9 protein-coding genes and 1 pseudogene are annotated in these 9,598 nt (G+C 70.5%); 8 read left to right on the top strand and 2 right to left on the bottom strand.

The genetic code is table 11. The features are described 5' to 3' along the window. Nucleotides 1-198, top strand: a pseudogene (locus tag EIO58_RS07375) (hypothetical protein); the annotation flags it as partial. Nucleotides 199-246: 48 nt separating this feature from the next. On the opposite strand, the gene EIO58_RS07370 reads toward EIO58_RS07375, so the two are convergent. Continuing rightward, nucleotides 247-432, bottom strand: a complete 186-nt coding sequence (locus EIO58_RS07370; protein WP_127818984.1) for a hypothetical protein — start codon at nucleotides 430-432, stop codon at nucleotides 247-249. 33 nt (nucleotides 433-465) lie between these two features. Continuing rightward, entirely contained in the window at nucleotides 466-645 is a 180-nt protein-coding gene (locus EIO58_RS07365) for a DUF5302 domain-containing protein (protein ID WP_127818983.1), read from the bottom strand. 314 nt (nucleotides 646-959) lie between these two features. On the opposite strand from EIO58_RS07365, the gene EIO58_RS07360 reads away from it, so the two are divergent. The 7 genes from EIO58_RS07360 to EIO58_RS07330 form a co-directional block, all read left to right on the top strand. Further along, entirely contained in the window at nucleotides 960-3,239 is a 2,280-nt protein-coding gene (locus tag EIO58_RS07360) for a polyribonucleotide nucleotidyltransferase (RefSeq protein ID WP_127818982.1), read from the top strand. Nucleotides 3,240-3,438: 199 nt separating this feature from the next. Beyond that, nucleotides 3,439-4,497 carry an aldo/keto reductase gene (locus tag EIO58_RS07355; protein WP_127818981.1) on the top strand — a complete coding sequence of 353 codons (1,059 nt, stop codon included), beginning with the start codon at nucleotides 3,439-3,441 and terminating at the stop codon, nucleotides 4,495-4,497. Between the two features lie 116 nt (nucleotides 4,498-4,613). Next, nucleotides 4,614-5,216, top strand: a complete 603-nt coding sequence (locus tag EIO58_RS07350; protein ID WP_127818980.1) for a histidine phosphatase family protein — start codon at nucleotides 4,614-4,616, stop codon at nucleotides 5,214-5,216. A 202-nt stretch (nucleotides 5,217-5,418) separates the two neighbouring features. Further along, nucleotides 5,419-6,384, top strand: a complete 966-nt coding sequence (locus tag EIO58_RS07345) for a hypothetical protein (RefSeq protein ID WP_127818979.1) — start codon at nucleotides 5,419-5,421, stop codon at nucleotides 6,382-6,384. A 1-nt stretch (nucleotide 6,385) separates the two neighbouring features. Continuing rightward, on the top strand, nucleotides 6,386-8,074 hold the full coding sequence (locus EIO58_RS07340; protein ID WP_240658625.1) for a hypothetical protein: 1,689 nt from the start codon (nucleotides 6,386-6,388) through the stop codon (nucleotides 8,072-8,074). Next, the gene (locus EIO58_RS07335; protein ID WP_127818978.1) at nucleotides 8,071-8,748 is read left to right on the top strand and encodes an ABC transporter ATP-binding protein; all 678 of its coding nucleotides are present in this window, start codon (nucleotides 8,071-8,073) and stop codon (nucleotides 8,746-8,748) included. Before EIO58_RS07340 ends, EIO58_RS07335 begins: the two co-directional genes overlap by 4 nt. Next, on the top strand, nucleotides 8,745-9,598 hold an 854-nt coding region (locus EIO58_RS07330), incomplete at its 3' end, for an ABC transporter permease (protein WP_164861575.1). The genes EIO58_RS07335 and EIO58_RS07330, both read left to right, overlap by 4 nt.

Raw genomic sequence — 9,598 nt, 5'->3', positions numbered from 1 at the left:
CTCGGCGGCCTCGATGCCGCTCTCCACGCCGACGACGACCCGATCGCGCACGGCACGTGGCTGCGGCGGGACGCGCTGCCCTGGGTGTGGCGACGGCTGCGGGGCCGCACCGCCGGCGACGGGCTCGATCCCAAGCACGCCGACTACGTGCTCATCGGCGGTCGCGGCGACGTGCGCGCACCGACCGGCGCGAGCTGACGCATCGGCAGCAGACCGCCACGGAGGGCCGGATCCGCGTCCGTCCGCTCACCCCCGCGGATCGACCTCGCCGGCCTCGATCGCCGACTCGCGCTCCTCGTACTCCCGTGCGTCGACGTCCGCCTCGATCGCCTCGAGCGGATCGATCGTCGGCGGCGGCAGCTCGAGTTCCGCTTCGTCGTCGATCGGCACATCGCGGTCGTCGTCGGGAATGCGCTCGCGGAAATCGCTCATGTCACACCTCTGGGACCCCTACCGCTCTTGCGACTACCCGCTCTTGCGACGGAACTCGCGCCTGGTCACCGCGCCATGCGTGCCGTGGATCGCCGAATCCCCATCGAGGTGGGACTCGCCTGACCGCTGCTGCGCGTTCTTCTTGTCGAGCGCTTCCTTGAACTTGCGCTTCATCTCATCGGACGCGGCGCTCGGCTTGTCGTCGGTGCTCATGCCTCCACCCTAGGCGCCGGGCGCGCAGACCCGCCAGAGGATGCGGGAGGCGCGGTGCCCCGCTGATAGGCTTGTTCGGGTTGCCCTCGGGCAACCGCTCAATTCCACATGAGCTGCACGGAGCAGGCCGGCAGGAAGCTGGTCCCCTGTGGTGGGTTCCCCGTCGCCGAAGGCGCCGGGTGGTCTTCTACTGGTGACCAGCGCTGGCGAGTACGCGGCACCCCCGCGCGCCGAGATCTGCCTGTTCCTGCTCCTTCGACTGACTCTCGCTCGGCATACGGTCGCGCGAGGCTAAACAAAGAAGGAGGGACCTCTTGGAAGGTCCAGAAATCACCGCCGCCGAAGCCGTCCTCGACAACGGACGCTTCGGCACCCGCACCGTCCGGTTCGAGACCGGGCGACTCGCGCAGCAGGCGCAGGGCGCCGTCGCCGCGTACCTCGACGAGGAGACGATGCTCCTGTCGGCCACCAGCGCCGGCAAGCACCCTCGTGAGGGCTTCGACTTCTTCCCGCTGACCGTCGACGTCGAAGAGCGCTCGTACGCGGCGGGCAAGATCCCCGGCTCGTTCTTCCGCCGCGAGGGCCGTCCCTCGACCGAGGCGATCCTGGTGTGTCGTCTGATCGACCGCCCGCTGCGCCCGTCGTTCGTCGACGGCCTCCGCAACGAGGTGCAGATCGTCGTGACCGTGCTCTCGATCGCGCCGGGCGAGTTCTACGACGCGCTCGCGATCAACGCCGCCTCGCTGTCTACCCAGATTTCGGGTCTGCCGTTCTCCGGTCCGATCGCCGGCGTCCGCCTCGCGCTCGTCCCGGGCCATGGCGAGCACGCCGACCAGTGGGTCGCGTTCCCGAACGTCAAGCAGCTCGAAGAGGCCGTCTTCGACCTCATCGTCGCGGGCCGCGTGCTCGACGACGGCGACGTCGCGATCATGATGGTCGAGGCCGAGGCCACCGAGCACAGCTGGAACCTCATCAAGGCCGGTGCGACCAAGCCGAGCGAAGAGATCGTGGCGCAGGGTCTCGAGGCCTCGAAGCCCTTCATCAAGGAGCTCGTCGCGGCGCAGAACGTCGTGGCGAACACCGCCGCGAAGGAGATCCAGGAGTACCCCGTCTTCCCGGCGTACAGCCCGGAGGTCTACGACTTCGTCGCGGGCCGTGCCTACGACGAGCTGCTCGGCATCTACCAGATCGCCGACAAGACCGAGCGCAACAACGCCGACGATGCCCTGCGCGACCGTGTGAAGGGCGAGCTCATCGCCGCGGTCGAGGCGAGCGAGCTTCCGGCCGTCGCCACGATCGAGTTCTCGGCGGCGTACAAGTCCGTCACGAAGAAGATCGTCCGCGGCCGCATCCTCACCGAGGGCGTGCGCATCGATGGACGCGGCCTCGCCGACATCCGTCCGCTCGACGCAGAGGTGCAGGTCATCCCGCGCGTGCACGGCTCGGCGATCTTCCAGCGCGGTGAGACCCAGATCCTCGGGGTCACGACGCTGAACATGCTCAAGATGGAGCAGCAGATCGACTCGCTGTCGCCGGTGACGCACAAGCGCTACATGCACCACTACAACTTCCCGCCCTACTCGACGGGTGAGACGGGTCGTGTCGGAAGCCCCAAGCGCCGCGAGATCGGCCACGGCTTCCTCGCCGAGCGCGCCCTCGTGCCGGTGCTCCCCGGTCGCGAGGAGTTCCCTTACGCGATCCGCCAGGTGTCGGAGGCGCTGAGCTCGAACGGCTCGACGTCGATGGGCTCGGTGTGCGCGTCGACCCTGTCGCTTCTGAACGCGGGTGTGCCCCTGCGCGCGCCGGTCGCCGGCATCGCGATGGGTCTCGTGTCCGACCAGGTCGACGGCCAGACGCGCTACGCGGCCCTGACCGACATCCTGGGCGCCGAGGACGCGCTCGGAGACATGGACTTCAAGGTCGCAGGAACGAGCGAGTTCGTGACCGCGATCCAGCTCGACACCAAGCTCGACGGCATCCCGTCGTCGGTGCTGTCGGCGGCTCTGACGCAGGCCAAGGAGGCGCGCCTGACGATCCTCGGCGTGCTGAACGCCGCGATCGACGGCCCGGACGAGATGGCTCCGACGGCACCGCGCGTGATCAGCGTGCAGATCCCCGTCGACAAGATCGGCGAGCTGATCGGCCCGAAGGGCAAGACGATCAACGCGATCCAGGACGAGACCGGCGCCGACATCTCCATCGAGGAGGACGGCACCGTCTACATCGGCGCGACCGACGGACCGTCGGCCGAGGCCGCCCGCGCCCAGGTCAACGCGATCGCCAACCCCACCAACCCGGAGGTCGGCGAGCAGTTCCTCGGCACCGTCGTGAAGATCGCGACCTTCGGCGCGTTCATCTCGCTCCTTCCCGGCAAGGACGGCCTGCTGCACGTCAGCGAGGTCCGCAAGCTCGCCGGCGGAAAGCGGGTCGAGAACGTCGAGGACGTACTGGGGGTCGGTCAGAAGCTCCTGGTGCGCATCACCAAGATCGACGACCGCGGCAAGCTCTCGCTCGAGCCCGTGCTCGAAGAGGCGGCCGACCAGGAAGGCCGCGCCGCGGCCAACCCGGGCCCGGAGGCTCCTGCCGAGGGCTGAGCGTAGCGATTCCCGGATGCCCGTCCTCTCCCGTGCGGAGAGGGCGGGCATCCGTCGTGATCAAAGCGTTATGGAATATTTATCGGCAGTTCGCCTGGGCGGACTGGGCGCGGCCCGCGCTGCCCTACCCTCTAAGTACGCGCCGGGGGGTGCGGCAGTGATCACGAGGCTCCCACCGAGTCGCGTGAGGGGGTGGCACATGGCTTATTTCGGCGTTGACTCGACGCTTCCGTCGACGAGCCCGGATGCCGCAGCCACCGACACCGCGCCTCAGCGCGGTGCCCGCGGAGTGCACCCCTCGTCTCCGATCCCCGTGCAAGGGCCCGGCGTGGGAAGCGATGTGCGCGTCGCACTCGACGAGAGCGGGCTGTCGGTCTTCCCGCTCATTGTCGGCGGGGCCGAGTTCGGCTGGAACGTCGACCTCGAGTCCAGCCACGCGATCCTCGACGCTTACGCGGAACTCGGCGGCAACGCCGTGCACACGTCCGACAGCTTCTCGAGCGGACGCAGCGAGCACATCATCGGGCAGTGGCTGCATTCACGCGGACTGCGCGACGAGGTCGTCCTCGCCGTGCGCGTCGGCGGCCACGCCGACAATCCGGGCCTCGGCCCCGTGAACCTCGTGCGTGCCGTCGAGGCTTCGCTGACGAGGCTGCGCACGGATCGCATCGATGTGCTGTACCTCGACGCGAGCGCCGACCGCGCCACGGCGCTCGAAGACACGCTCGCCACCGCGGAGTGGCTGGTCGAGACGGGCAAGGCCCGCACGATCGGCGCGATGGGCTACACGGCTGCACAGCTGGTGGAGGCTCGGATCTTCGCGTCCGCGGGCTACCCCCGCATCACTGTGCTCGACGTCCCGTTCAACGTGCTCCGCCGGCACGAGTTCGACTCCGATCTGCGGCTCGTCGCAGGCGCCCAGGGCATGGCGGTGACGCCGTCGCACGCGCTGGAGCACGGCTTCCTGGCGGGTCGGCTTCGCTCCAAGCAGCGCGGGTCGCTGTCGGTGCGCGGCGCGCAGCTCGCCGCGAACCTCAATCGCCGCGGAAACCGCACGCTGCGAGCCCTCGACGCCGTCGGCGCCGAACTCGGCGTGCCCGACGCGGCCGTCGCGGTCGCGTGGCTGCTCGCCCAGAAGCTCGTCACGGCGCCCATCGTGAACGCCTACGCGCCGGGCCAGGTCGAGGAGCTCGTGCAGGGCGTCGGCGTTCGACTGAGCCGGGCGCAGCTGGCCGACATCGCGCGGGCCTCCGAGTAGCACGCCGCGCGGCACCGGCGCAACCGTCCACAAGCGCAGGGAGCGGCATCCATCGTGTGTCGTAGGGTGGATGAGGTGCCCCGCCGGGGTACGCAACCCCCGACGGAGTGAGCTGCGTGACGCACTACATCTATCTCGTGCGGCATGGCGAGCATCAGGATGCCGAGCACGGACTCGTCGACGGACCCTTGTCACCGCGTGGCCGTCGCCAAGCGGCCCTGCTGGCGGATCGGCTCTCCGGCGTGCCGTTCGACGCGGTGTGGCATTCGCCCCTCGAGCGTGCGAGCCAGACGGCGCGGGCCGTCGCCGAGCGGATGCCGTCGCTCTCTCCCGAGCCGTCCGCCCTGCTGTTCGACTGCGTTCCGACCGGCATGACCGAGCAGACCCCCGCCGTGTTCGAGCCGTTCTTCGGCTCCGTCACCGAGGCCGAGATCGAGGCGGGCCGCGCGCAGATGTCGGACGCCGTCAGCGAGTTCCTGGTGCGCCGGCGGGGCGAGGTCCACGAGCTGCTCATCACTCACAACTTCGTGATCGCGTGGTTCGTGCGCGAGGTGCTGCAGGCGCCCGACTGGCGCTGGATGACGCTCAACCAGGCCCACTGCGGGCTGACCGTCATCGCCCAGAAGCAGGGGCGTCCGTGGACTCTGCTCTCACACAACGACATGTCGCACCTGCCGGTCGAGCTGCGCACGGGGCTGCCCGAGCTCTACCCCGTCTGACAACCCGGGTAACGGTTCGGCAACGCTTCGCAGGACGGTGTCAGGGAACGGGCTGCTTCGGACACATCCTTTTGTGACAGGCCTCATCCATCCGCGGTTCGGGTCATCCGCGCAGCGACGTGTCCTGTCCGCCGAGGCGGCAGCGCGATCGACGCGATGCCCGCTGAGGCGCTCGTCGTCCGTCATCCCCCACGGAGTCTCCATGCGCTCAACCGCCCCCCTCGCCATCGCCGCCGTCGCCGCTCTCGCGGTCGCCCTCACCGCCTGTTCCGGGCCGGGCGGGGGTGAGGCGCCTGATCCGGCGGACTCGCCGCTCAACAAGTACATGGCGGCTCTCTGGGGCGGAGACCTGTCTGAGAAGGAGCAGCAGGAGCGGTTCGAGAAGGAGAACACGCAGCGCGAGGAGCTCATCGCGGAGTGCATGTCGGAGGAGGGGTTCGAGTACATCCCCGTCGTGCACAACGGCAGCATGGTGTCCTCCGGCGACGAGTGGGACCCCGAGGATCGCGAGTGGGTGGCGCAGTACGGGTACGGCATGGTCAACTTCCCCGGCCGCGACGATCCGGGCCCCACCGAGGAGTGGATCGACCCGAATCAGGACTACGTCATGAGCCTGTCCGAGTCGGAGCAACAGGCGTACTACGAGACGCTGAGCGGCCCGCCGATCCCGGATGACCAGCTGGACGAGGACGAATCGTACGAGTGGAACTGGGAGACCTCCGGCTGCTACGGGTACGCGCAGCACGAGATGGAGCAGGACAACCCGGCGACCTCTGACGAGTTCGAGCCCCTGATGAAGGCCATCGAGGAGTTCTGGACACAGGCGCAGGAGTCGAACGCGTTCGACGAGATCAACGCCGAGTGGAGGTCGTGCATGGCCGACGCCGGCCACGCCGGCTACGACGCGCAGGGCGACGCGCAGATGCAGTTCAGCGAAGAGCTCAACGAGTACTACGAGAACCAGACCGAGTGGGTCGAGGACGACCCCGAACTCGCCGAGATCGGCGAGCGGGAGGTCGAGCTCGCGCTCGTCGACCTCGACTGCCGCGAGAAGACCGGCTACCGGGCGGCGCACAGCGAGATCCAGTTCGCGCTGGAGGAGGAGTTCATCGCCGACCACCAGGCCGAGCTCGACGCGCTGAAGGCGGCGGCGGAGCAGGGTCGCTGACGTGACGGAACCGCACGAGCCCGCCGATCTGCTGTCGGCGGAACCGGACGCGCCGCTCGCAGGCGAGGGTCCTCGCGCGGAGGATGCTGTTGCGACGGAGGCCTTCGACGATCTGCTCGCCGCGGATGCGGCGTCCGACGCAGGCGACGGCGCCGAGGCCGCGTCCGATGACGACTCCGAGGCGGCGGTGCGTGCGGGCTGGGCCACGCGCTGGCGGCGGGTGTTCGACGGCAATCGGGCGCTGTGGGTCGTCGCAGCCATCGCCGTGGTGAGCCTCGCGGCCGGGCTGCTCGTGGGCCGGTTCGTCATCTCGCCTGCCGAGGCGGCCGCTCGTGCGGACCCACCCGAACCGGGCCTCATCACCGTGCCGGTCGAGTACGGCGCCCTCAGCAACGACGTCACGATCCGCGGCGAGGTCGGCTATGCGGACTCGGTCGAGGTCACCCTCGACACCTCTTCGCTGTCGGGCCCGGCGATCGTCACCGGCCGCGTCCCCGAGGCGGGCGCGGAGTTCGGGCCGCTGTCGATCGCGCTCGAGATCGCCGGCCGACCGGTGATCGTGCTCCCGGGCGATCTGCCGGCCTACCGATCGCTGAGATTCGGCATGTCGGGGCCCGACATCGCGCAGTTCAAGCAGGCGATGGCCGCGGTCGGCATCGACGCGGGGGATCCGGCATCCGACGCGTTCGACGCGGCCGCTGCGCAGGCCGTGATCGCGCTGTACGAGCGCGCGGGGTACACGCCGCCACCCGCACCCGAGGGCGCCGACGAGGCGGCGCAGGCCGCCGCCGAAGGGGTGACCGCGGCGCAGCAGTCGCTCACCGCGGCGAACGAGGAGCTGGCGAATGCCAGATCCGGCGCCTCGGCGGTCGCACTGCGGGAGGCCGACAACCAGATCGCGAGCGCGCAGCGGCAGCTCGACGCGGCGAAGGCGGCCTCTCCGGTCGATCCACTCGCCGTCGCCGACCTCGAGGACGCCCTCGCCCTCGCGAAGCTGCGGCGGGACGAGGTCGCAGCTGAGCCCGACACGCGAATGCAGCGGGCAGCCGTGGACGCGGCGCGCACGCAGCTGGCGCAGGCGCAGGAAGCTCTGACGAAAGCCCGTGAAGAGGCGCTCCCGCACCTGCCGTCGAGCGAGGTGCTGTACCTCGGGTCGCTTCCGCGGCGCGTGGATGCCGTCGCCGCGGCCCGCGGAGCGCTGTTGCAGGGCGCGGCGATGACCGTCTCGGGTGCGACGCTCGAGCTCACCGGCTCCGCCGCCGAGCCCGACGCGCAGCTGCTCGAGGTGGGCGGCGAGGCCACGTTCGAGCTTCCCGACGGTGTCGTGCATCGCGCGGTGATCGCCGAGATCGTCCCGGGCGAAGGCTCCGGCGATCGATGGGCGATCGGCTTCACGCCGGACCCCCTGACGCCCGAGCAGATCATGCAGCTGCAGGGTGCCAACGTCCGCGTGTCGATGCCGGTCGGCGCCACGGCGGGCGACGTGCTCTCCGTGCCCCTGGCCGCGGTGACCGCGGGTCCGGGCGGCGAGAGCCGCGTGGAGGTCGTCGACGGCGATCCGCGCGAGGGCGATCGCGCCGAGACCCGGCTCGTGGTCGTCGAGACGGGCCTGGCGGCCGACGGCTCGGTCGAGGTGCGACCGGTCGAGGGCGCCCTGGAAGAGGGCGACCTCGTCGTGGTGGGCCGATGACGCATCCGATCGTCGAGCTGCGCGACGTGACCCGCTCGTTCCCCGGCCCGCCCGAGGTGCAGGCGCTCAAGGGTGCGTCGCTCCGGATCGACGCGGGGGAGTACGTGTCGATCGTCGGGCCGAGCGGATCGGGCAAGTCGACCATGCTCAACATCCTCGGACTGCTCGATCGCCCGAGCGTCGGCGAGTACCGCATCGAGGGGCACCTCACCGGCGACCTCACCGAGGATCAGCGGGCGGCGGTGCGCGCGCACCGCATCGGCTTCGTGTTCCAGTCGTTCCACCTGATGGCTCGGCGGACCGTGCTCGACAACGTGCTCATGCCGATGCTCTACAGCGGGGTTCCCCGGGCTGAGCGAGAGGTGCGCGCGCGGCAGGTGCTCGATCGCGTCGGACTGCGTCATCGGGTGGGCTTCCTGCCCGGCACACTCTCGGGCGGTGAGCGGCAGCGCGTCGCGGTCGCGCGCGCCGTCGTGAGCCGTCCGAGTCTCGTGCTCGCCGACGAGCCGACCGGCAACCTCGACGCGAACACGACCGGCGGCGTGCTCGACCTGTTCGACGAGCTCAACGCCGAGGGGCTGACGCTCGTGGTCATCACGCACGATCCGGCCGTCGCGGCACGTGCACGGCGGCGGATCCGCATCGCGGACGGCCGGCTGCAGGAGGTGGCATGAGCACCGCGGTCGCCGACGGGGAGACGACGACGGATGCCGGAACGCCATCCGCGGCGGCGGACGCGGTGCCGCTCGTGCCCGAGGTCGCGCGCGCCGACCGGTTCACGTTCGGCGACCTGCTGGTCGAGGCGACGGCCGACATCGGCACCAGGCCCGCGCGACTGGCGATGACCGTCGCCGGCACGATCCTCGGGATCGGGGCCCTGGTCGCCACGCTCGGGTTCGCGCAGACGGCGGCCGGTCAGATCGCGCGCCAGTTCGACGCGGTCGCCGCGACACAGGTGGTCGTCGAGCCCGCGTCGGCTCGCACGGCATCGGGATCGGAGGTGGCGACGTCGACGCTTCCGTGGGACTCCGCGGAGCGCGTGTCGCGGCTGGTCGGAGTCGAGGCCGCTGCCCTGCTCGGCGAGGTCGATCTCGGCGAGGACACCATCACGGCCGTCCCGGTGAACGACCCCTCGGCGCCGGCGATCGCGTCGCCTCCGCTGGTGGGTGCGACGGCCGACCTGCTGGAGGTGACCGATGCGCGGCTGATCACAGGTCGCATGTTCGACTCCGGGCACGAGCGGCGCAGTGATCGGGTCGCGGTGCTGGGCGCCCGCGCGGCCGAGCGCCTGGGCGTGAACCGGGTCGACAGTCAGCCCTCGATCTTCGTGGCCGGGTTGGCATATGCCGTCATCGGCATCTTCGAGGAGCCGCAGCGACGCGCCGATCTCCTCGACGCGGTCGTGATCCCGCTGTCCGCCGCGCGTGCCGACTCGGCACTCGCCGGCGCCGGCGAGCTCGTGATCCGGATCGCGCCGGGTGCCGGGCCGCAGGTCGCCGCGCAGGCAGCCGTCGCGCTCGCCCC

Origin of the sequence: Microbacterium sp. CPCC 204701 (genome assembly GCF_004010105.1) — a bacterium.
In the GTDB taxonomy this organism is placed as follows: Bacteria; Actinomycetota; Actinomycetes; order Actinomycetales; family Microbacteriaceae; genus Microbacterium.
This window is presented reverse-complemented; position numbering and strand designations above follow the sequence as displayed.

Coding starts and splice junctions, on each gene's coding strand:
- EIO58_RS07370 (WP_127818984.1), bottom strand. CDS start 432: ATGAGCGATTTCCGCGAGCGCATTCCCGACGACGACCGCGATGTGCCG.
- EIO58_RS07365 (WP_127818983.1), bottom strand. CDS start 645: ATGAGCACCGACGACAAGCCGAGCGCCGCGTCCGATGAGATGAAGCGC.
- EIO58_RS07355 (WP_127818981.1), top strand. CDS start 3,439: ATGGCTTATTTCGGCGTTGACTCGACGCTTCCGTCGACGAGCCCGGAT.
- EIO58_RS07345 (WP_127818979.1), top strand. CDS start 5,419: ATGCGCTCAACCGCCCCCCTCGCCATCGCCGCCGTCGCCGCTCTCGCG.
- EIO58_RS07335 (WP_127818978.1), top strand. CDS start 8,071: ATGACGCATCCGATCGTCGAGCTGCGCGACGTGACCCGCTCGTTCCCC.